The 20,762-nt window shown below is 61.3% G+C and carries 20 protein-coding genes and 1 riboswitch; of the genes, 15 read left to right on the top strand and 5 right to left on the bottom strand.

The genetic code is table 11. The features are described 5' to 3' along the window. Position 1: 1 nt before the first annotated feature. From ribD to INQ47_RS14665, 11 genes are all read left to right on the top strand, one after another. Positions 2 to 1,132: a bifunctional diaminohydroxyphosphoribosylaminopyrimidine deaminase/5-amino-6-(5-phosphoribosylamino)uracil reductase RibD gene (gene ribD, locus INQ47_RS14715; protein ID WP_404701989.1), complete on the top strand. Its 1,131-nt coding sequence runs from the start codon at positions 2 to 4 to the stop codon at positions 1,130 to 1,132. A 42-nt stretch (positions 1,133 to 1,174) separates the two neighbouring features. Continuing rightward, positions 1,175 to 1,840, top strand: coding sequence for a riboflavin synthase (locus tag INQ47_RS14710; protein ID WP_003255399.1), 666 nt, complete (start codon positions 1,175 to 1,177; stop codon positions 1,838 to 1,840). Positions 1,841 to 1,858: 18 nt separating this feature from the next. Continuing rightward, positions 1,859 to 2,950, top strand: a complete 1,092-nt coding sequence (gene ribBA / locus INQ47_RS14705; protein ID WP_021783930.1) for a bifunctional 3,4-dihydroxy-2-butanone-4-phosphate synthase/GTP cyclohydrolase II — start codon at positions 1,859 to 1,861, stop codon at positions 2,948 to 2,950. A gap of 91 nt (positions 2,951 to 3,041) precedes the next feature. Then, entirely contained in the window at positions 3,042 to 3,518 is a 477-nt protein-coding gene (gene ribE, locus INQ47_RS14700) for a 6,7-dimethyl-8-ribityllumazine synthase (RefSeq protein ID WP_003255395.1), read from the top strand. Then, positions 3,515 to 4,015, top strand: coding sequence for a transcription antitermination factor NusB (gene nusB / locus INQ47_RS14695; RefSeq protein ID WP_003255393.1), 501 nt, complete (start codon positions 3,515 to 3,517; stop codon positions 4,013 to 4,015). The genes ribE and nusB overlap by 4 nt, the downstream gene beginning before the upstream one ends. An 18-nt stretch (positions 4,016 to 4,033) precedes the next feature. Further along, on the top strand, positions 4,034 to 5,002 hold the full coding sequence (gene thiL, locus INQ47_RS14690) for a thiamine-phosphate kinase (RefSeq protein ID WP_028697793.1): 969 nt from the start codon (positions 4,034 to 4,036) through the stop codon (positions 5,000 to 5,002). After that, positions 4,999 to 5,502 carry a phosphatidylglycerophosphatase A gene (locus tag INQ47_RS14685; RefSeq protein WP_028697792.1) on the top strand — a complete coding sequence of 168 codons (504 nt, stop codon included), beginning with the start codon at positions 4,999 to 5,001 and terminating at the stop codon, positions 5,500 to 5,502. Before thiL ends, INQ47_RS14685 begins: the two co-directional genes overlap by 4 nt. A 16-nt stretch (positions 5,503 to 5,518) precedes the next feature. Continuing rightward, on the top strand, positions 5,519 to 6,262 hold the full coding sequence (locus INQ47_RS14680; RefSeq protein ID WP_021783933.1) for an ABC transporter substrate-binding protein: 744 nt from the start codon (positions 5,519 to 5,521) through the stop codon (positions 6,260 to 6,262). Between the two features lie 180 nt (positions 6,263 to 6,442). After that, positions 6,443 to 7,060 (top strand): GTP cyclohydrolase II, encoded by a 618-nt coding sequence (gene ribA / locus INQ47_RS14675; protein WP_003255389.1) that lies wholly within the window; start codon positions 6,443 to 6,445, stop codon positions 7,058 to 7,060. Continuing rightward, positions 7,057 to 7,476 (top strand): hypothetical protein, encoded by a 420-nt coding sequence (locus tag INQ47_RS14670; RefSeq protein ID WP_021783934.1) that lies wholly within the window; start codon positions 7,057 to 7,059, stop codon positions 7,474 to 7,476. Before ribA ends, INQ47_RS14670 begins: the two co-directional genes overlap by 4 nt. Further along, positions 7,476 to 8,288, top strand: coding sequence for a cobalamin-binding protein (locus INQ47_RS14665; protein WP_404701988.1), 813 nt, complete (start codon positions 7,476 to 7,478; stop codon positions 8,286 to 8,288). The genes INQ47_RS14670 and INQ47_RS14665 overlap by 1 nt, the downstream gene beginning before the upstream one ends. Here INQ47_RS14665 and INQ47_RS14660 read toward each other — a convergent pair. The 5 genes from INQ47_RS14660 to ribB all read right to left on the bottom strand — a co-directional run bounded on the left by INQ47_RS14660 (position 8,266) and on the right by ribB (position 14,336). Beyond that, a complete protein-coding gene (locus INQ47_RS14660) occupies positions 8,266 to 10,137 on the bottom strand; it encodes a TonB-dependent receptor domain-containing protein (RefSeq protein WP_404701987.1) in 1,872 nt (623 codons plus the stop codon). The two genes, INQ47_RS14665 and INQ47_RS14660, sit on opposite strands and share 23 nt — an antisense overlap. 103 nt (positions 10,138 to 10,240) lie before the next feature. Then, on the bottom strand, positions 10,241 to 12,136 hold the full coding sequence (gene dxs / locus INQ47_RS14655) for a 1-deoxy-D-xylulose-5-phosphate synthase (protein ID WP_010951809.1): 1,896 nt from the start codon (positions 12,134 to 12,136) through the stop codon (positions 10,241 to 10,243). Positions 12,137 to 12,313: 177 nt separating this feature from the next. Continuing rightward, on the bottom strand, positions 12,314 to 13,201 hold the full coding sequence (gene ispA / locus INQ47_RS14650; protein ID WP_404701986.1) for a (2E,6E)-farnesyl diphosphate synthase: 888 nt from the start codon (positions 13,199 to 13,201) through the stop codon (positions 12,314 to 12,316). Next, a complete protein-coding gene (locus INQ47_RS14645) occupies positions 13,198 to 13,440 on the bottom strand; it encodes an exodeoxyribonuclease VII small subunit (RefSeq protein ID WP_003255380.1) in 243 nt (80 codons plus the stop codon). Before INQ47_RS14645 ends, ispA begins: the two co-directional genes overlap by 4 nt. Before the next feature lie 245 nt (positions 13,441 to 13,685). Then, positions 13,686 to 14,336, bottom strand: coding sequence for a 3,4-dihydroxy-2-butanone-4-phosphate synthase (gene ribB / locus INQ47_RS14640; protein WP_404701985.1), 651 nt, complete (start codon positions 14,334 to 14,336; stop codon positions 13,686 to 13,688). A gap of 80 nt (positions 14,337 to 14,416) precedes the next feature. After that, positions 14,417 to 14,558: riboswitch (FMN riboswitch) on the bottom strand. A gap of 149 nt (positions 14,559 to 14,707) precedes the next feature. Here ribB and INQ47_RS14635 point away from each other — a divergent pair. The 4 genes from INQ47_RS14635 (at position 14,708) to INQ47_RS14620 (ending at position 20,741) form a co-directional block, all read left to right on the top strand. Then, entirely contained in the window at positions 14,708 to 15,688 is a 981-nt protein-coding gene (locus INQ47_RS14635; RefSeq protein WP_404701984.1) for a zeta toxin family protein, read from the top strand. 448 nt (positions 15,689 to 16,136) lie between these two features. Next, the gene (locus INQ47_RS14630) at positions 16,137 to 17,717 is read left to right on the top strand and encodes a diguanylate cyclase (protein ID WP_404701983.1); all 1,581 of its coding nucleotides are present in this window, start codon (positions 16,137 to 16,139) and stop codon (positions 17,715 to 17,717) included. A gap of 133 nt (positions 17,718 to 17,850) precedes the next feature. Next, positions 17,851 to 18,981: a response regulator gene (locus tag INQ47_RS14625; protein ID WP_404701982.1), complete on the top strand. Its 1,131-nt coding sequence runs from the start codon at positions 17,851 to 17,853 to the stop codon at positions 18,979 to 18,981. A 62-nt stretch (positions 18,982 to 19,043) separates the two neighbouring features. Next, positions 19,044 to 20,741, top strand: coding sequence for a putative bifunctional diguanylate cyclase/phosphodiesterase (locus tag INQ47_RS14620; protein ID WP_404701981.1), 1,698 nt, complete (start codon positions 19,044 to 19,046; stop codon positions 20,739 to 20,741). The last annotated feature ends 21 nt before the right edge of the window (positions 20,742 to 20,762 follow it).

Below are 20,762 nucleotides of genomic sequence, written 5' to 3'. Positions count from 1 at the left end.
CATGCCCAGCCAAGCCGCCATCCTTGATGCCCACTACATGGCCCGCGCGCTGGAGCTGGCGCGCAAAGGCCTGTACACCACCCACCCGAACCCGCGGGTAGGCTGCGTGATCGTGCGTGATGGCGAGGTGGTTGGCGAAGGCTGGCACGTACGCGCCGGCGAGCCGCATGCGGAAGTGCATGCCCTGCGTCAGGCGGGTGAACTTGCCCGCGGGGCTTGTGCCTACGTCACCCTGGAGCCATGCAGCCACCATGGCCGTACGCCGCCGTGTGCCGAAGCGCTGGTCAAGGCCGGCGTGGCGCGTGTAGTAGCCGCCATGCAGGACCCTAACCCGCAAGTGGCGGGACAGGGCCTGCGCCGCCTGGCCGAAGCCGGAATCGAAGTGGCCAGCGGGGTGCTCGAAGCCGAGGCCCGCGCCCTCAACCCAGGCTTCCTCAAGCGCATGGAGCACTGCCTGCCGTTCGTTCGCGCCAAGCTGGCCATGAGCCTGGATGGCCGCACAGCCATGGCCAGTGGTGAAAGCCAGTGGATCACCGGCCCGGCCGCCCGCTCGGCGGTACAGCGCCTGCGCGCCCGTTCCAGCGTGGTGCTGACCAGCGCCGCCAGTGTACTGGCCGATAACGCACGCATGACCGTGCGTGGCGCCGAGCTGGGCCTGGATGCCGAAACCACCGCCCAGGCACTCAGCCGCACACCATTGCGAGTGTTGATCGATGGCCGCCTGCGCCTGCCACTGGCTGCGCCGTTCTTCCAGGCCGGTCCAGCTCTTGTGGTGACTGCTGTCGCAGATGACCCGCGCTATGCCGCTGCCGGCCACGAATTGCTCAGCTTGCCGGGCGACAATGGCCAGGTCGACCTTGCGGCGCTGCTGCAGGCCCTGGCCGCCCGCGGCGTAAACGAAATCCTGCTGGAAGCTGGTGCTGGCCTGGTGGGTGCCTTTGCCAGGCTGGGCCTGGTCGATGAGTTCCAGCTGTTCGTCGCCGGCACCTTCCTCGGCTCCCACGCCCGCCCATTACTGGACTGGCCACTGGAAAAGATGAGCGAGGCGCCGCGGCTGAAAATTACCGAAATGCGCGCAGTGGGCGATGACTGGCGGGTCACGGCCATCCCCCTGCCGGCGCCCGGCGTATAATGCCGGGCTTGCCCCGCGCAAACCGTTTTTGAGGAAGACCCCATGTTCACCGGCATCATCGAATCCATCGGCACCATCCGCAGCCTGACCCCCAAGGGTGGTGACGTGCGCGTCTACGTAGAGACCGGCAAGCTCGATCTGGGAGACGTCAAGCTCGGCGACAGCATCGCCGTCAACGGTGTTTGCCTCACGGCCGTAGAGCTGCCGGGCGACGGCTTCTGGGCCGATGTCAGCGTCGAAACCCTCAAGCGTACCGCCTTCATCGATCTCAAGAGTGGCAGCAAGGTCAACCTGGAGAAAGCCCTGACGCCCACCACCCGCCTGGGCGGGCACCTGGTCAGCGGCCACGTCGACGGGGTCGGCGAAATCATTTCGCGCAGCGATAACGCTCGCGCCATCCAGTTCCGCGTGCGTGCACCAAAGGAACTGGCCAAGTACATCGCCCACAAGGGTTCGATCACCGTCGACGGCACCAGCCTGACGGTCAACGAGGTCAATGGCGCCGAGTTCGAGCTGACCATTGTCCCGCACACTCTGTCCGAAACCATCATGGCCGATTACCGTGCAGGGCGTCGGGTAAACCTTGAGGTCGACCTGCTGGCCCGTTACCTGGAGCGCTTGCTACTGGGTGACAAGGCCGCCGAACCGAGCAAGGGCAGTGGCATTACCGAAAGCTTCCTGGCCGCCAATGGCTTCTTGAAATCCTGATTGAGAAGGGGGTGCCGCGTGGCGCTCAACAGCATCGAAGAACTGGTCGAAGACATCCGCCAGGGCAAAATGGTCATCCTGATGGATGACGAAGACCGCGAGAACGAAGGCGACATCATCATGGCAGCCGAATGCTGCCTGCCCGAGCACATCAACTTCATGGCCAAGCACGCCCGTGGCCTGATCTGCATGCCGATGACCCGCGAGCGTTGCGAAACGCTGAAGCTGCCGCTGATGGCACCGCGCAACGGCTCTGGCTTCGGCACCAAGTTCACCGTGTCGATCGAAGCCGCCGAAGGCGTCACCACCGGTATTTCCGCCGCCGACCGCGCACGCACTGTGCAGGCTGCTGCTGCCAAGGACGCCAAGGCCGAAGACATCGTCAGCCCAGGTCACATCTTCCCGCTGATGGCCCAGCCAGGCGGTACGCTGGCCCGCGCCGGCCACACTGAAGCCGCCTGTGACCTGGCGCGCATGGCCGGTTTCGAGCCAAGCGGTGTGATCTGCGAAGTGATGAACGACGACGGCACCATGTCGCGCCGCGCCGAACTGGAAGTGTTCGCCGCCGAGCACGGCCTGAAGATCGGCACCATCGCCGACCTGATCCACTACCGCATGATCCACGAGCGCACCGTGCAGCGTGTCTCCGAGCAATCGGTGGAGAGCGAGCTGGGTGAGTTCAACCTGGTCACCTACCGTGACGCGGTCGAAGGCGACGTGCACATGGCCTTGACCCTGGGCAAGATCTGCGCCGAAGAGCCGACCTTGGTACGGGTACACAATATGGACCCACTGCGTGACCTGCTGCTGGTCAAGCAGCCAGGCCGCTGGAGCCTGCGCGCGGCCATGGCCGCCGTGGCCGAGGCCGGCAGCGGTGTGGTCTTGCTGCTGGGCCATCCGCTGGACGGCGATGTGCTGCTGGCGCACATCCGCGAAAGTGCGGGCGATGCGCCGACCAAGGCACCGACCACCTACAGCACTGTGGGGGCCGGTTCGCAGATCCTGCGCGACCTCGGCGTGCGCAAGATGCGCCTGATGAGTTCGCCTATGAAGTTCAACGCGATATCCGGATTCGATCTGGAAGTTGTAGAATACGTGCCCTCCGAGTGACTTGAGGCGGCATTGACGCCCTCTGCTCGAGTCCAGACCCCTGTCGAGGCCGCTTGTATGCGGCCTCGCTCTTGAAGATGAGAATATCGGAATGACCCTGAAGACCATCGAAGGTACCTTCATCGCCCCCAAAGGTCGCTATGCTTTGGTGGTTGGCCGCTTCAACAGCTTCGTTGTCGAAAGCCTGGTAAGCGGTGCCGTTGACGCCCTGGTACGCCATGGTGTCAGCGAAAGCGACATCACCATCATCCGTGCCCCGGGTGCATTCGAGATCCCGCTGGTGGCACAGAAGGTCGCCCAGCAAGGCGCCTACGACGCGATCATCGCCCTGGGCGCCGTGATCCGTGGCGGTACCCCGCATTTCGAATACGTGGCGGGCGAATGCACCAAGGGCCTGGCCCAAGTGTCCATGGAGTTCGGTGTTCCGGTGGCCTTCGGCGTACTGACCGTCGACTCCATCGAGCAAGCCATCGAGCGTTCTGGCACCAAAGCCGGCAACAAAGGTGCTGAAGCTGCCCTGTCCGCACTGGAAATGGTCAGCCTGCTGGCGCAGTTGGAGGCCAAGTGATTAGCGACGAAAGCGATCGTTTCAACCCGCGCGATCCAAAACCTGCGGATGCCGGCAAGCCCTCGAAGAGCGCCAAGCGCCGCGAAGCCCGCAAGCTCGCGACCCAGGCCCTCTACCAGTGGCACATGGCCCAGCATTCGCTGAACGAGATCGAAGCGCAGTTCCGGGTGGATAACGATTTCACCGATGTCGACGGTGCCTATTTCCGCGAGATCCTGCATGGGGTCCCGGCAATCAAGGGCGAAATCGACAAGGCGCTGGTGCCTTGCATGACCATCGCACTGGAAGAGCTCGACCCGGTCGAGCTGGCCGTGCTGCGCCTGTCCACCTGGGAGCTGATCAAGCGCGTCGACGTGCCGTACCGCGTCGTGATCAACGAAGGTGTGGAACTGGCCAAGGTCTTCGGTGCCACTGACGGCCACAAGTTCGTCAACGGCGTACTGGACAAGCTCGCTCCGGCGCTGCGTGAAGCAGAAGTCAAGGCGAACAAGCGCTGATCCTGGCGCTGCCTGGCCATGGGTGAGTTCGAGCTGATCAACCATTACTTCGCCGCTGCGCCCTGTGCGCAGGGCGGCGAGGGCGTGGCGCTGGGTATCGGCGACGACTGCGCCCTGCTAGACCTTCCCCCCGGTGAGCAACTGGCGGTGTCGACCGATACCCTGGTCGCCGGGGTGCACTTTCCTGCTGTTTGCGATCCGTTGCTGCTTGGCCAGCGTTCGTTGGCTGTGGCGGCCAGTGACCTGGCAGCCATGGGCGCGACTGCAATCGGCTTCACCCTCGCACTGACCCTGCCTGATGTTGGCCCGGACTGGCTGGCGGCCTATGCCGACGGCCTTGGTCGCATGGCCCACCGTTGCCGCATGAGCCTGATCGGTGGTGACACTACGCGCGGCCCGCTGAGTATCACCGTCACCGTGTTCGGCCGCGTGCCGGCTGGCCAGGCCTTGCGCCGCAGCGGTGCAAGGCCGGGTGACCTGTTGTGTGTCGGTGGTTCGCTGGGCAAGGCCGCCGGTGCATTGCCGCTGGTGCTGGGTGAGCGCGAGGCGCCTGCCGCGCAGGCCGAACCGCTGCTGGCCCATTATTGGTCACCGATGCCGCAGCTCACACTCGGTGCCCTGCTGCGTGGCCGGGCCACGGCGGCGCTGGACATCTCCGACGGGCTGCTCGCCGACTGTGGGCATATTGCCAAGGCATCCGGTGTCGCGTTGGAGGTGAACCTGGCGCAAGTGCCAGTGTCTCCTGCTCTGGAGGCCTTCCTCGGCCGGGAAGCAGCGGTGAAGGCGGCGCTTACCGGTGGCGACGACTACGTACTGGCCTTCACCTTGCCACCCGAGGCGCTGGCGCCCTTGGCAGCCTTCGATTTTATCGAAGTGCATACCGTCGGCCGTGTGCTCGAAGGGCAAGGCGTGACCTTGCGCGACGCGCAGGGCCAGGACATCACCCCCGTTCAGCGGGGCTATCAACACTTCAGGGAGATACCGTGACCGATCACCCCAATCAGGTGCCTGCGGAGTTCGTTCCGCCTTCGGTCTGGCGCAACCCGTGGCACTTCATCGCTTTTGGCTTTGGTTCTGGCACCTTGCCCAAGGCGCCGGGTACCTGGGGTTCGCTGGTGGCCATACCGTTCATCCCGCTGTGGCAGATGCTGCCCGACTGGGGTTACTGGTTGTTGCTCGGCGTGAGCATGCTGTTTGGCTTCTGGTTGTGTGGCAAAGTTGCCAATGACTTGCGCGTACACGACCATGAAGGCATTGTCTGGGACGAGATTGTCGGCATGTGGATCACCCTCTGGCTGGTGCCGGAGGGCTGGCAGTGGCTGTTGGCAGGGTTCCTGCTGTTCCGCTTCTTCGACATCCTCAAGCCGTGGCCGATTCGCTGGATCGACCGCCATGTGCACGGGGGCGTCGGCATCATGCTCGACGATATCCTGGCCGGCGTGTTTGCTTGGCTGGGCATGCAGGTTCTGGTGTGGGCGGTTGCCTGAAACAGGGGGCGCGTGAATGGCCATAAGGACTGTGCTGCTGGCAATGCTGCTGAGTGTTGCCCCGTGGGTAATGGCTGCCGAGGGCGTGCCGAAACAGATCCATCTGGTTAGCGAGGAGTGGCTCGACTACACCAACGCCGACGGTACCGGGGTAGCCTGGGATGTGCTGCGCAAAGTGTTCGAGCCGGCCGGGGTCAAGGTGGTTACCCAGAGCGCGCCCTACAGCCGGGCGGTTGGCCTGGTCAAGCGCGGCGAGGCTGACGCCTGGGTTGGCTCGTACAAGGAAGAGAATGACTACAATCTGTACCCGCGCTGGCACTTCGATATGGACCATATCTATGCCCTTGGGCTGGCCAGCAAACCTGCGCCTACCCTGGAGACCATCGGCAAGTACCGGTTGGCCTGGGTGCGTGGTTACGATTACGGCAGCTACTTGCCCAATGTGCACGAGTTCCGCGAAATCCAGCGTCGCGAGGGCATTTTGCCAATGCTCGATCATGACCGGGTGGACTACTACATCGATGCACTGACCGAGGTCGACTACGTGCTCGGGCAAGCCTCCCAGCCCGAGCGCTTCCGCCGTACCCATGTGGCCGAGTTGCCGTTGTACCTGGCCTTTGCCCGTAACGACCAAGCCAAGGCCCTGCGCGACCTGTTCGACAAGCGCATGAAAGAGCTGGTACGTAGCGGCGAGCTGAAGCCGATTTTCGAGCACTGGAAACAGCCCTATCCATTCAATGCGGATAGTCGCCCGCACTGAGACTGAATACATCAAGGTATAGCGCGGTCCGCTGTGGCGGCGGGCTGGTGATTGAGGGATGGCTTTTAATAAGTATCGAACTTTTCGATCTTAACCCACTGTATACAGCCAGCCCACATCCCCCAACCTGCTGATACAATCGGCCCACGAGAAATTTCCTACTTATTCCAGGAGCACAACGTGCCCGTCGTCTTTGTTGCCGCCTCTAAACTCCCGACGCCCTTCGCGACCTTCACCATGCATGGTTTCCTCGACGAAGCCACAGGCCGTGAGCATGTGGTGCTCAGCCTGGGTGATATCGCGGACGGCCAGCCGGTATTGGGGCGCCTGCATTCCGAGTGCCTGACCGGCGATGCACTGTTCAGCCAGCGCTGCGACTGCGGCTCGCAGTTGGAAGCCGCGCTGCAGGCCATCGCCCGCGAAGGCCGTGGGGTGCTGTTGTACCTGCGTCAGGAAGGCCGTGGCATCGGCCTGCTGAACAAGATCCGCGCCTACGAACTACAGGATGGCGGCGCCGACACCGTAGAGGCCAACGAGCGCCTGGGCTTTGCTGCCGACCAGCGTGACTACGCCATATGCCTGCCGATGCTCGAGCACCTGGGCGTGAAGTCGCTGCGCCTGATGACCAACAATCCGCGCAAGGTCAAGGCCCTGACCGATATGAACATCGTGGTTGCCGAGCGTGTGCCGCTGCACACCGGGCATAACCCGCACAACCGCTACTACCTGGCGACCAAGGCCGGCAAGTTGGGGCACATGCTGGGCAACGAACACCAGGGCGAGGTGCCCCAGGCGTGACCCGCGCCGAGGTCAAGCGGCGCCTGGCGCTGGCCTGGTGGCAGTACCTGGCGGTTGGCCTGGTGCCGCTGCCCGTCATGGCTTGGGCCTTTGGGGGAGGCGATGCGCTGATCCCGGTGCTGGCCATGCCACTGTTCATTGCCGGTGCGGCCACCATGTTCCTCAGCCTGCCGCGCTTCGGCGCCTACAAGCGCGCACTTATTGCCACCTCCAAGGTGCTTGGCACGGGCGAAGAACCCACTGCCTGGATCGAACTGGCGCGGGTACGGCGCATGGCCATGCTGTATGCCTGCTTTCCGGCTTGGGTCGCCGCACTGTCGGTGCTGGTCGGCCTGGAGGCTGTGCCGCAGATTCTGCTCGCACTGTCGACGGTTGTAGTGCTGTACCTCTATCGTATTCCGCGTCAGTTAGGCTGATGCGACTGCTACCTGGCCTACTGGCGTTTTTCGCCTGTACCGTGCTGGCTGCAGAACCGCTGCGTGTTGTCAGTCTGGCCCCTTCAATGAGCGAGATCATGCTTGAGCTGCAGGCCGACGACCTGCTGGTGGGCGTGCTCGATGGCGGCGAACGGCCGGCTGCGCTGCGCCACTTGCCTTCGGTCGGGCGCCAGGGGCAACTGAACATGGAGCGCCTGCTCAGCCTGCGCCCTGACCTGTTGCTGCTGTGGCCAGGCAGTGTGCCACCGGCCCAGCGCGACCAGCTCAAGCACCTGGGTATCGCCACCTTCAGCGCCGAACCCCACGACATCAGCCAGCTGATCGAGCAGATCGAGGCCATTGCCGGGCGTATCGGGCGTGCCGAGCAAGGCCACTCATACGCGCGAGCCCTCCGTGAGCGGCTGCAGCAGCTGCGCCAGCAGTATCGGCGTGACGAACCCTTGCAGGTGTTCTATCAAGTCTGGGATCGGCCGTTGTACACGCTCGGTGGCCGCCAGGTGGTGACCGACGCCCTGGCCGTGTGCGGGGCGCGCAATGTGTTCGCCGACCTTGGCCAGCCGGCGCCACAGGTGAATGTGGAGTCCGTGCTGCTGCGTAATCCGCAGGTCATCCTGGCAGCCGATGAGGCGCAACTGGCAAGCTGGAAGGCCTGGCCGCAGATTCGAGCGGTTGCTGATGGTCGCCTGCTGGTGGTGCCGGACAAGGGGCTGGAGCGCCCCAGCGGGCAGATGATCGAAGCCACCGCCCGCTTGTGTGCGTTGCTGGACGCTAAAGCGCCGGTGTCCAGGTGATGCTGAAGAGCACAGTGCGGCCCTCTTCGCGGTAAGGGTGATACGCACCCTCGTAGCTGTAAAGGGCGCGGCTGTAGCTGCGGTCCAGCAGGTTATCCAGCTTGGCTTCGAGTTTCAGTTCGTCGCTAGCCGCCCAACTGCCGCGCAATCCCAGCAGGCCATAGCCACCGATACGGTTACGGTTGGCCTCATCATCATAACTGCTGCTGACCGCCTGCCAGCTGGCACCCACGCTGAAACGCCCGAACTCACGGTCCAGGTCCAGGCTCATGGTGCGGCGGGCGCGGCGGGCGAGGGTGTGGCCAGTGTCGCGGTCGCGTGGGTCGATCAGCGCCAGGCCAAGCTGGCTGTGCCAGGCGCCCCATTGCTGCGCCAGCGCCATTTCCACGCCATTGATTCGTGCTGAGGCGACGTTTCGGGGTATCGAGTCCTGGCCAAAGATGATCGCGTCCCGCAGGTCGGTGCGGTACAGCGAAGTCTCCAGCCGGCTCTCTGCAGTCAGCTGGCTGCGCCATTGCAGCTCGTAGCTTCTGGAGTGCTCTGGGTCCAGGTTCGGGTTGCTGAACTGTGGGTAATACAGGTCGTTGAATGTTGGCGCACGGAAGCCTTCACTGTAGGAAAGCAGCACATCGTTGTGCGCGTTCAGCGGTACGGTCAGGCTGCCGCTCCAGGTGGTCTGGCCACCAAACTGCTGGTTGCGGTCATGGCGCACGCCCAGCTCAGTGGAGAACTGCTCGCCCTGATAGCGGTGCTGGGCGAACACGGCACGGTTCCAGCGGCTGTCCTCAGTGAAATCGGTACTGCCGTGTACGCGGTCTTCGTACCAGTCGCCACCGATCAGTACGGTGTTCTGTTCGCCAAAGGCCAAGTCGTTCTGCCAGGTAGCCTGATCGCGGTAGGTGTTGAACACGAAGCGCTCAGCGCTGAGCTTGTCGCGTTTGTCGTCCCGGTTTTCGCTATGTGCCAGTTCAAGGCGTGAGTGCCAGGTTTCGGTGACCTGAACGTCAACGTAGCTGCCCAGGCTGCTGACGCTGAAGTCGGTGTAGGGTTGTTGACCGAAGCTTTCGAAGGTGACCGGGTCGAAGCCTCCGAACGGATTGTCGTACTCGCTGCGACCACGGCTGTCGAGCAGGTTCAGGCCGGCTTCGACGCGCTCACCGAAGGTGTGGCTCAGGCTCAGGTTCAACGCCTTGTTGCGGTAGGCGTCGTGGTCACCATCGCTGGCGAAGGACGGCCCGGTCGAGTCGATGCCGGTTGTTTCATCCAGGCTGGCGCCAAGGTTGAAGCGAGTTGTGTCGTTGCCACCAGAAAGCCCCAGGCTGCGTTGGAATGTCTGGTTGCTGCCGGCGGCCATGCGCAGGCGTGGCTGCAGACCGGGGCCATTGCTGCGTCGGGTGAATATCTGGATCACCCCACCAATGGCATCGCTGCCGTACACCGCCGAGCGCGAGCCACGCAGCACTTCAACCCGCTCGATCTGGTCGACGTCCAGAAACTGCAGGCCGCTGTCGCCCGAAGTGGCATTGGCGATGCGTACGCCATCGACCAGCACCAGGCTTTGCGCCGCTTTGGTGCCACGGATAAAGATGCCAGGCAGGCTGCCACGGCCACCGGTAGGTGCCACTTGCACGCCCGGTACGCGGGAGAGCAGCTCGGTGACGCTGGTGGGTTGCAGGCGGTCAATGTCGGTGCGGGTGAACACCGTGTTTGCAGCACTGGTGGCGGTACGCGACTCGACCTGGCGGCTGGCGCTGATCAGCACGTCGGGGAGCTTGAGGGCGTCGTCGCGTTCAGCGGCCAGAAGGAATGTTGGAGCGCAGAGAATTGCGGCGCAGGCAGACTTCTTCATGGGCAGTTCCAAAGCATTCGCGGGTCAACCCGCACCCACAGGACTTCCACAGATCTTGAGCACTGTGCAGTCCCTGTAGGAGCGGGTCACCCGCGAAAGAGCCCTAGAGGCCGAGCCTGGCCATGCGGGCCTTCACCGAGGCCTCGATCCCGGCCGCATCCAGCCCGCACTCAGCCAGCATTTGCGCAGGCTTGGCATGCTCGACATAGATATCCGGCAGCCCCAGGTGCAGAAGCGGCTTGAGCACTGCCTGGCTGGCAAGGAACTCACCCACAGCAGCGCCCGCGCCACCCATGATGGCGTTTTCTTCGATGGTTACCAGCAGCTCATGGCTGCCTGCCAGCTCCAGCACCAGTGCCTCGTCCAGCGGCTTGACGAAGCGCATGTCGACCACTGTGGCGTTGATCTGTTCGGCCACTTGCATGGCCTCGGCCAGTTGTACGCCGAACACCAGCAGGGCCACTTTCTCGCCCTGGCGGCGGACCACACCCTTGCCGATCTCCAGTGGTTGCAGGTCACCGCTGATCGGCGCATTCGGGCCGGTACCACGCGGGTACCTTACAGCTGCCGGGCCGTTGTACAGGTGGCCGGTGCTGAGCATCTTGCGCAGCTCGTTCTCGTCGCTGGGGGTCATCACCAGCATGCCCGGGATGCAGCGCAGGTACGACAGATCGTAGCTGCCGGCGTGGGTCGGGCCATCCTCGCCGACCAGGCCGGCACGGTCGATGGCGAACAGCACGTCGAGGTTCTGCACCGCCACGTCGTGGATCAGCTGGTCGTAGGCACGCTGTAGGAAGGTGGAGTAAATCGCCACCACCGGCTTGCTGCCCTCGCAGGCCATGCCGGCCGCCAAGGTCACGGCATGTTGCTCTGCGATCGCAACGTCGAAGTAGCGCTCAGGGTAGCGCTCGCTGAAGTCGACCAGGTCCGAGCCTTCCTTCATCGCTGGGGTAATGCCCACCAGGCGGTTGTCGGCGGCGGCCATGTCGCACAGCCACTGGCCGAACACCGCGGAATACTTCGGGCCGCTGGCTTTCTTCGGCGCGGCGGGCTTGTCGGCCGGCTCCAGCTTGGTGATGGCGTGGTAGCCGATCGGGTCGATCTCGGCAGGGGCGAAGCCTTTGCCCTTCTTGGTGACCACATGCAGGAACTGCGGGCCCTTCAGATCACGCATGTTGCGCAGGGTGGCAATCATGGTGGGCAGGTCGTGGCCGTCGATCGGGCCGATGTAGTTCCAGCCCAGCTCTTCGAACAGCGTGCCTGGCACCAGCATGCCCTTGGCGTATTCCTCGGTGCGACGGGCGATTTCCCAGGCACCTGGCAGTCGCGACAGCACTTTCTTGCTGCCTTCGCGCATGCTCGCGTAGGTGCGGCTGGAGAGGATCTTGGCCAGGTAGTTGGACAGGCCGCCGACGTTGCGCGAAATCGACATGTCATTGTCGTTGAGGATCACCAGCATGTCGGCATTGACTTCCTGGGCGTGGTTCAACGCCTCGAATGCCATGCCGGCGGTCAGCGCGCCATCACCGATCACCGCGATCGACTTGCGCGCGCTGTTCTGCAGGCGGGCAGCAATGGCCATGCCCAGCGCGGCGCTGATCGAGGTGCTGGAGTGGCCAACGCCAAAGGTATCGTACTCGCTTTCGCTGCGGCGCGGGAAGGCCGCGATGCCGTCCTTCTGGCGCAGGCTGAGCATGCGGTTACGGCGCCCGGTGAGGATCTTGTGCGGGTAGGCCTGGTGCCCCACGTCCCACACCAGCCGGTCGTCCGGGGTGTCGAACACGTAGTGCAGGGCGATGGTCAGCTCGATCACGCCCAGGCCGGCACCAAAATGCCCACCGGTCTGCCCGACGGTGTAGAGCAGTTCCTGGCGCAGTTCGTCGGCCAGCGTCTCCAGGTCGGCTTCGGCCAACCGACGCAAGCCGGCAGGCGTGTCAGCGCGGTCGAGCAACGGCGTGACCGGGCGTTCGCGGGGGATCTCTTGAAACGTCGTGGGCATCAGGCGAGTCGTTATAGGTGTGTGAAGACGCGGCAGTTTACCCCATTGTGGGAAAAGTGCCCATTCGACCACAGGTTACGCGGCCCCCTGTAGGAGCGGGTTTACCCGCGAATGCGTCGGCAAATTCAAGATCGCATTCGCGGGTAAACCCGATCCTACGGGGATAGGTGACGCTGTTTAGTTACGGCGTTCGACGATGTAACGCGCCAAAGCCCGCAGCGGTTCGGCCGTTTCGCCGAACCCTTGCAGTGCGGTCAGCGCCTGGTCGCGCAGTTCGATTGCATAGGCTTTGGCGGCTTCCAGGCCCAGCAGGGCCGGGTAGGTCGGTTTGTCACGCGCTATGTCTGCACCTTGGCGTTTGCCCAGGGTGGCCGTGTCGCTTTCCACGTCGAGGATGTCGTCCTGCACCTGGAATGCCAGGCCAATGGCCTGTGCATATGTCTGCAGGGCATCCAGCTGTGCCGGTTCGGCGCGGGCGCTGGCCAGGGCGCCGAGGCGTACGCTGGCTTCGATCAGCGCGCCGGTCTTGTGTCGGTGCATGAACGCCAGCGCCTGTTGATCCAGCTTCTGGCCCACCGAACCGAGATCGATGGCCTGGCCGCCAACCATGCCGGCCGGGCCGGCAGCTTTGGACAGTACCTGAACCATGGCCAGGCGAATGCTGTCGATCTGCGGGCTCAGGCATGGGTCGAGCAGGGCACTGAAAGCCAGGCTCTGCAAACCGTCGCCAGCAAGGATGGCGCACGCTTCGTCAAAAGCCTTGTGGGTGGTTGGCTGGCCGCGACGCAAATCGTCGTCGTCCATGGCCGGGAGGTCGTCATGTACCAGCGAGTAAGCATGGATCAGCTCGACCGCGCAGGCTGCACCGTTGGCCTGCTCGGCGGGGGCGCCCAAGGCTTCGCAGGCCGCGTAGGCCAGCAACGGGCGCACGCGTTTGCCGCCGTTCATCACGCTGTAGCGCATGGCGGCGTAAAGGCGTTCCAGCTCTTTGGTCGGGGCGATGAACAGCGGTTCGAGGGCTGCGTCGACGCGCGCCTGGCAACTGGCCTGGTAGGTGCCAATCATGCTTCGGGCTCCGCGTCGAAGGGCTGGGCAGCCAGTTCGCCGTCGCGCTCCAGCAGAATTTGCACCTTCTGTTCGGCCTGGGCCAGGGCGCCCTGGCAATCACGGGTCAGGGCGATGCCTTGTTCGAAGGCGGCCAGCGACTCTTCCAGCGACAACTCGCCGTTCTCCAGGCGCTCGACCAGTGCTTGCAGGTCTGCGAGGGATTGCTCGAAATCGAGGGAGGCTTTTTTGCGGGCCATGGCGACTGTCTCGGTGGCATTCAGAACGGCGCGACACTAGCAGAGCGGGGCGGGGGGAGCAAACTTGTGTGGAGCAGGCCTCTGGGGCGAACCTCGATACTGTATGAAACAAACAAGGCGATCGCGCGCAGGCACAGATGTTACTGGCCCGAAAAAATGTAGGAGCGAGCTTGCTCGCGATGCGCCGCGTGGGCGGCGCTCGATTTCAGCGCCGCCATCTACCTCAAGTCAGGCGCAGGAAACCATCAAGCCGTAGCAGCTTCCCGTTCCACCATCGCCTCACGGTACTGCGCCAGTTCCTCGATGGTCAGCACCGGCAAATTGTACTGCCGCGCATATACCGCCACCTGCTCACCACGGGCCATGCTGCCATCGGGGTTCATCAGCTCGCACAAGACCGCTGCCGGGCGCAGGCCGGCCAGGCGCGCCAGGTCTACCGAGCCTTCGGTGTGCCCACGGCGGGTCAGCACCCCGCCATTGCGAGCGCGCAGCGGAAAAACATGCCCCGGGCTGACGATATGGCGCTGTTCGGCGCTGGAGCGCAATGCTGCGTCAATGGTGGTGATGCGGTCCTGGGCGCTAACCCCGGTGGTGATACCTTCGGCCGCTTCGATGGTAACGGTGAAACCGGTGCCGTGCCGGGCCTGGTTGTTCTGCACCATGGGCGCCAGTTGCAGTTCGTCGACGGTGGCTTCGTCCAGGCACAGGCAGACGATGCCGCTGCAATCGCGAATCATCATGGCCATGGTCTGCAGCGAAATGTTCTCGGCGGCAGCAATGATGTCCGCTTCGTCCTCGCGGTCGTCATCGTCGAGCAACAGTACAGGGCGCCCGGCCTTGAAGGCGGCGATGGCGGCGGAAACATTGGGGAATTGCGCGTGGTGCTGGGTGAACATGAAACGCTCCTCGTGAATGATCGATGAACGTCTCGGGGCGAACAAAATGCGCGCGCAAGGGCGCCCGGATGGCCCCTGCATAACGCCTTCTTTCATCCGGACTATGACCGTCGGCTCTGGAGTTGCACCAGATCTGCTGACCCCCGACATGGTCGGGGCGCTCGCGGGCTCATCTTTCGATTTACCGCCGGTGGGGACTTTCACCCCGCCCTGAAGACCGCCCAAGCATACAGCACAGTGCCGCCTCACTGGCAACCCGCTGTTCTACTACCTTCGATGAGACTTGCAGCAGTAACCATCTACCCCTTTTCACCTGCCGCAGCGCCTACCTTCGTGACGGTCACATTGGCAAACCCAGGAAACGAACCGTCATGTCCTCTCTCTATCCTTTTACCGATACCGATCTCCATCTCGCATTCAGAAAGGTCGTCGACACTTTGTTCGACAAGAAGCGCGACTACGTCGACGGCGTGCTCAAGCCCAAAATGCTCATCATTGCCGGTGCACAGGGCTCGGGTAAGACGTACTTGCTGGAAAACACGCTGCTGAAGAGCGGGCGGTACGACAATTATGTTCGCCTTTACGAAACCCATTTTCGTGAACTGCACCCTCATTATCGGGCGATGGAAGACAAAGGCGTGCTGCATGTCTATGAGCATACCGAGTCGTTCATCTGGCGCCTGGGGGCAATGATTTGCACGTATGCGATGGAAAACAAATACAACATCATCATGGAGACCGCCCTCGACAGCCCTCATTTCGCTGATTTTCCACCTGAAGCCGCCAGGCAGGGCTATCAGAGCGAGGTCCACCTGATAGCGTGCCAGAAAGAGTTCAGCCACTGGTCGACCCTGGACCGTGTGGTCAACAGCGTTGGCAATCATGAAATCGAGCGTGTGGTCAGCCTGACGCAGATAGAAGAGGCGCAAATCAATGGCAGGTCCATCATCGATGCTTTCGAAAACGCCTGTATCGAGGTACCGGGTTCCGAAATCGTGATCTATCGACGTGGCCTGGAGACGGCTAAGAACAGCCTGCCGGTCTGTCACAGCACCTGCCCGGAAAAAGGGCTTCTCGTGCCCCAGCAGACCTATCAGGGCAGAGCATTCTTCCGCGGGGCAGACCTGAAGATCGACTTCAAGGTCCAACGCAGCCCCCAGGCCGATTTCCCCTGTTCCTATATTCAGTATGCGCAGGTGGTGCATGCCGGCCTGCTGGGTTCGGAACACCGTCGGGCGATGGCCGAACTCAATTGCAAAACCCTCGGTCAGGCTCAGAAGCTGATGTCGCAGTTGCCTGTCGATGTCTATCGCGAGCTGTGCCTGTACGTGCTCAAGTACGCGAAACCTTGAGTCGACCAGGGGCAGGGCTGATCACTGGCCAGGCATGCCTTCGATCACCCGCGCCTGTCGGACAATCGGCCATCCCGCCACCACAGTGACGGGGTGTGCATTTCTTTGTCCTTTTGTCTGCTGCCCCTAAATCCATTCTTCAGCGTCCAATGGGTTGTTGTCATTGGATCTTCATTCTGGATGTTGGGGCAGGCTGACCCACGGAACTTCAATGCAATCATTGAGCACCTTAAGCCGTGAGCTCACATCGCATTACGGGATATCAGCCAGTTCACCATGAGTTACCTGTTGGTCACAGGTGGGCAGGCATGAGAGACTCACTACAAGTTAGACCGCTGTTTGGGATATTGCAGGTATCGCGCAAGGGCCGGAAAAAGCTTGAGATTTCGCGTGTTTCATGAATCTTGTGATTTGACCAAGCTAGATTTTCCTGCTCTTGGAACAATGAATGCCTAGCCAATCGAAACCCAGGTTGAACCTGCGTATTGTACTGCTCACGTTTGCGTTGATCAGCGCGGCAGCCACGCTTGCCAACACATTCTGGGTAATGTTCAAAACGCAAGAGCAAGAGCTCATTGGGAACGCGCTAGATGCTAACAGAGCCTACGCTATGCGCATCGCTACAGGCGTAGAAGAGGTACTAAGCTCGGACCTTGATCGTCTCGGATACAGCGCGACGATTGTCGCAGAGACATTCACCGATCAGCAGCAACTAGAGCTTGAGGTTCGACGGCTGCTTGGACAGGATGACAGCTTCAATTCAGTGCTTATCGCCAATGCCGACGGCACCATCGTTGCGTCCGCACCAGAGATTTTGCACCTGAATGGTCAAGCGCTTCAAAAGCGTGAGCCGCTGCAGCGGCGTCAGCCAATGATCAGTAATGCCTTTGAGTCCCTCTCCGGCAATCTGGTGGTTTTCGTTTCCTATCCGGTTTTCGATGTGCAAGGGCAATACCTTGGACTCGTGGGGGGCACGCTTCGTTTGGCGCAGGAGAATTCACTGCGAGCCCTGATGGATTTGAACCATCGACAAAATGGTGCCTACGTCTTTCTCGTGGACAGCCAGCGTCGTGTGCTTTACCACCCTGATCCTCGGCAGATCGGCAGGATCATCAAGCAAGACAAGATCGTTGATGCTGCATTGAGCCAAGCGCTTGGCTCCATCCGGGCGGTGGATGGTCAGGGTAATGAGATGCTTGCGGGCCATGCGATGATTTCCAGTAGCCACTGGGGGATAGTTTCTACGCAACCCATGGCTGGCATTCAGGATTCATTGTGTACGAGTGCGCTGAAGGTCGCCAAAGGCATCATACCGCTGGGCTTGCTGGGCTTGCTGCTGATCTGGTGGCTGGGCATTCGGCTCTCCAGGCCATTGTCTCGCTTGGCGGACAGTGCCAAACGGTTGGACTTACCTGAAAGCTATGAGCGCATCAGCATGATTCCTGTGGACTATGCGGAGAGCTGGCAATTGCGTCGAGCGCTTTTGCTCAGTGCAACTCTATTGCAGGAAAAAATCGGCACGCTCAACCGCCAGGCTCAAACAGATGCACTCACGGGGCTGGCCAATCGTCGGGCGATGCAAGACGCACTTGCCGTCTGGTTGGAGACGAAAAACTCAATCGCTGTGATTTCGCTGGATATTGATCATTTCAAGCGTGTGAATGACACCTATGGTCATGCCGTCGGTGACGAGACACTCAGTGCGGTGGCCGCGTTGATGAAGCAGAACGCTCGGCCCAGCGATCTGCTTTGCCGTACTGGCGGTGAAGAGTTCGTTGTGCTGCTTCCCGAGAGTTCGATCGCAGCGGCGACAGCTCTCGCGGAGCGGTTACGTCTCTCGATAGCATCGGCCGACCTGGAAACAGTAGGCCACATCACTGTTTCACTGGGCGTGGCGCTGTGGCGGCCTGGTGACTCGATGGCGGAGGTTTTCGATAAGGCAGATCAACTGCTCTATCGTGCCAAACAGCAAGGGCGTAATCAGGTGGTAGCAGAAACACGATCAAGGGTAATCGAACGAGTGCACTGATACACCCTTTGCCGGAGCGTGCTATACCCTAGGCACTTGCAGCACTGGTGCAGTCTGGCTTAGCTTCGTGGGTGCCCAGCGGCACTGCTGACAGCGAGCAGGCGTAAGGCCTTTTTCAACGGAGTGATTCGTCTTGTCGATACGCATCATGGTGGTAGACGATGATCCTTGGATGTCTGAGCTGATCCGCCAGATGATCCATGCTTCTAGGCCCGCGACCGAGGTCGAGTGCTTTTCTTGTGTCGAAGCTGCGATGGCGGCGTGGGCAAGTGGTCACTACCAATTGGTGTTGTCTGACTGGAATCTTCCCGACGGTGCAGGTGTCGACTTGCTTCGCTTTATACGCACGTCTGATACGGAAATACCCTTGGTGGTCATTACTGGGCGCTCTGACCGGCAGAGCGTTTTGGAAGTAAGGCAATTGGGTGTCAGTGCTTACATCACTAAACCTTTTGATGTTCCTGCCGTCATGGCAAAGATCAATGCACTGTTGCCGGATGACGAGCTGGCCCCGGCGGTGCCTACCCTCAGTGATAGCCTGGATACTTACCTGAGTCAGTTGTCGGCTTCCGATCTGGACCTTCCACTGTTTTCCAGTGTGAAAGAAAGCCTCCAGCAAGCCTTCAGTGGTGTGCCGATGGATTTCCGCGAGCTGGCTATGCGCTGGCAAAACGAGCCGGCGCTGTGCGCTTACCTCATTTCGGCTGCGAACAGTGCCGCTTATGGCGGTGGGGTACAGCCGTGTGAGGGCTTGGCGCAAGCGTTGACGCGCCTTGGCGGGCGAACGGCGCTCAACCTGGCGATAGCGATGGCATTGCGTCAGGCATCGGTCGTTGAAGACCCGCTGATTGGATTATGGTTACAAGAGCAGTTTGTGGCCTCGGAGCGCTTGGCCGAGCGGGTTGTACCCCTCGCCAGGCAATGCGACCTGGACCCGGCGCCGCTGCATGCCGCTGCGTTACTTCACCGGATCGGCGAGCTGTGTGTCTTGTATCAGGCTGATCTTTGGGCAGGGCGCGGACATGCAATTGATGACGATATGCTATCGCTGGCGGTTGCAACTTATGGCCGCGCTTTCGCGCTTGCACTGAAGGCGCGTTGGGCACTGCCGATGTCGATGCGTGAGTTGATCGGCGCTGTGTATGCTTTGCCAAAGTCCCATGTTCACCGCAATCAGGTGATCATGCGTCTGGCGGCTGCGCTCGAACACGATGAACCGACGGAAACGGTCACACGTCTGAAAGCCTTGGCGGGGCTCGTCTGACTGCGCAATTCGCAGCTGATCGTCTACGCTGACGCTTTGAAATGGATTTCCAGGAGCAACACATGCTTGATCTGGCAGATCAGATGAACTCTGTGATCCTGATCGTTGATGACCAATCAAGCGATCGTGAAATTCTTCAAGGGTCTGTCAGCAGCTTCGGTGAGGTTCATGTTGCCCATGACGGCCGTGAAGCGCTGCAGGTGGCCGGGGAATACCGCCCCGACCTGATCCTTATCGACATCGAGTTACCCGACATGAATGGCTTTGCATTGTGCCGGGCGATCAAGACCGACCCAAAGCTCTGTGACGCTGCCGTCCTGTTCGTCAGCTCCCATACCCAGTGCGGCAATCAAGTTCGTGCCCTGGAGTTCGGAGGGGTTGGCTTTATCCAAAAGCCTATCAATGTTCCCGTGGTGAGGGCCCATGTACGCGCCCACCTAAATCTGCGCAATGAAGCCAAGCGCTTGGCCTATTTCGATGCGCTAACTGGCTTGCCTAACCGTCAACTATTCACGAACCGCGCAGCACAAGCGATCCAGCAGGCCCAGAGCAACGGCAGTAAGGTCGCGTTGTTACTGTTGGATCTGGACCATTTCAAGAGCATCAATGACTCATTGGGGCATTCAGTCGGGGATGCCATTCTAAAGTGCGTCGCTGAGCGTTTGGCCAGCAGCGTTCGGCCGCAGGATACGGTGAGCCGGCCAGGAGGCGATGAGTTCGTGATTTTACTGCCGCAAGTGGTCCGGCTAGAAGCGATCGGGGACTTGAGCGAACAGTTATTGCGGACGCTTGCGTCCCCGATGCAGATTGGCGAGAAGCGTTACAGCATCACTACCAGTATTGGTGTCAGTATCTACCCCGAGGACAGTACCGACCTGGAAGCGCTTTACAGTCACGCCGATGCAGCCATGTATCAGGCCAAACGTGAAGGCAGGAATCGCTCCCGCTTCTTTTCCCGGACATTGGAAACCAGCACCCGTGCCAGGCATATGCTTGAACAACATATGCGCAGCGCCTTGGAACAGGGGGTCTTCGAGGTTTTCTATCAGCCGAAAATGGATGCCCGAACGGGGTGTATACGTGGCATGGAAGCGTTGATTCGCTGTCGACAATCCGATGGTACGCTGCTTTCACCAGGTGAATTCATTCCGGTCGCAGAGGAGACTGGATTGATTGTTCCGCTGGGGCGTCAAGTACTGACGCAGGCCTGTAAAGACGCCTGCCTATTGATGGAATCAGGATTTCAAGTACCCGTCAGCGTCAATATTTCCGCTGTTCAATTTCGTGAAGATAATTTCTTCGACATGATACGTAGGGGGCTCCAGGACTCAGGGCTTCCTGCGTACTTGCTTGAGCTGGAAATCACGGAGGGCGTGTTGGCAGACAATGTCGTCAAGGCGCGAGAAACACTTGAGGCGCTGAAGTGCATGGGTGTGCGGCTGGCAATCGACGATTTTGGTACCGGCTACTCTAGCCTGAGTTATCTCAAGCAACTGCCCATCGATGTGCTGAAAATCGACCAGAGTTTTGTGCGCGACATGCTTGACGACCACAGTGATGCCGCCATCATCGAAGCCATTGTGCGTATGGGCCAGGCGCTGGGGTTGGAGCTGATTGCCGAAGGTGTGGAAAACCAGGAGCAGGCGATCAGCCTCATGGCACTGGGTTGCTGGCTGATGCAGGGATATCACTACTGCCGCCCGGTACCGTTCCTGCAACTGCAACAGATGCTGAAGACCGGCAATCTGAGGCCAATCTAGCGCAATCGATTTTTCTCGTTC

Origin of the sequence: Pseudomonas sp. 3HC3, assembly GCF_044904505.1 — a bacterium.
Classification (GTDB): domain Bacteria; phylum Pseudomonadota; class Gammaproteobacteria; order Pseudomonadales; family Pseudomonadaceae; genus Aquipseudomonas; species Aquipseudomonas putida_Y.
This window is presented reverse-complemented; position numbering and strand designations above follow the sequence as displayed.

Coding starts and splice junctions, on each gene's coding strand:
- ribD (WP_404701989.1), top strand. CDS start 2: ATGCCCAGCCAAGCCGCCATCCTTGATGCCCACTACATGGCCCGCGCG.
- INQ47_RS14710 (WP_003255399.1), top strand. CDS start 1,175: ATGTTCACCGGCATCATCGAATCCATCGGCACCATCCGCAGCCTGACC.
- ribE (WP_003255395.1), top strand. CDS start 3,042: ATGACCCTGAAGACCATCGAAGGTACCTTCATCGCCCCCAAAGGTCGC.
- thiL (WP_028697793.1), top strand. CDS start 4,034: ATGGGTGAGTTCGAGCTGATCAACCATTACTTCGCCGCTGCGCCCTGT.
- INQ47_RS14680 (WP_021783933.1), top strand. CDS start 5,519: ATGGCCATAAGGACTGTGCTGCTGGCAATGCTGCTGAGTGTTGCCCCG.
- INQ47_RS14665 (WP_404701988.1), top strand. CDS start 7,476: ATGCGACTGCTACCTGGCCTACTGGCGTTTTTCGCCTGTACCGTGCTG.
- INQ47_RS14660 (WP_404701987.1), bottom strand. CDS start 10,137: ATGAAGAAGTCTGCCTGCGCCGCAATTCTCTGCGCTCCAACATTCCTT.
- dxs (WP_010951809.1), bottom strand. CDS start 12,136: ATGCCCACGACGTTTCAAGAGATCCCCCGCGAACGCCCGGTCACGCCG.
- ispA (WP_404701986.1), bottom strand. CDS start 13,201: ATGATTGGCACCTACCAGGCCAGTTGCCAGGCGCGCGTCGACGCAGCC.
- INQ47_RS14645 (WP_003255380.1), bottom strand. CDS start 13,440: ATGGCCCGCAAAAAAGCCTCCCTCGATTTCGAGCAATCCCTCGCAGAC.
- ribB (WP_404701985.1), bottom strand. CDS start 14,336: ATGTTCACCCAGCACCACGCGCAATTCCCCAATGTTTCCGCCGCCATC.
- INQ47_RS14635 (WP_404701984.1), top strand. CDS start 14,708: ATGTCCTCTCTCTATCCTTTTACCGATACCGATCTCCATCTCGCATTC.
- INQ47_RS14630 (WP_404701983.1), top strand. CDS start 16,137: ATGCCTAGCCAATCGAAACCCAGGTTGAACCTGCGTATTGTACTGCTC.
- INQ47_RS14620 (WP_404701981.1), top strand. CDS start 19,044: ATGCTTGATCTGGCAGATCAGATGAACTCTGTGATCCTGATCGTTGAT.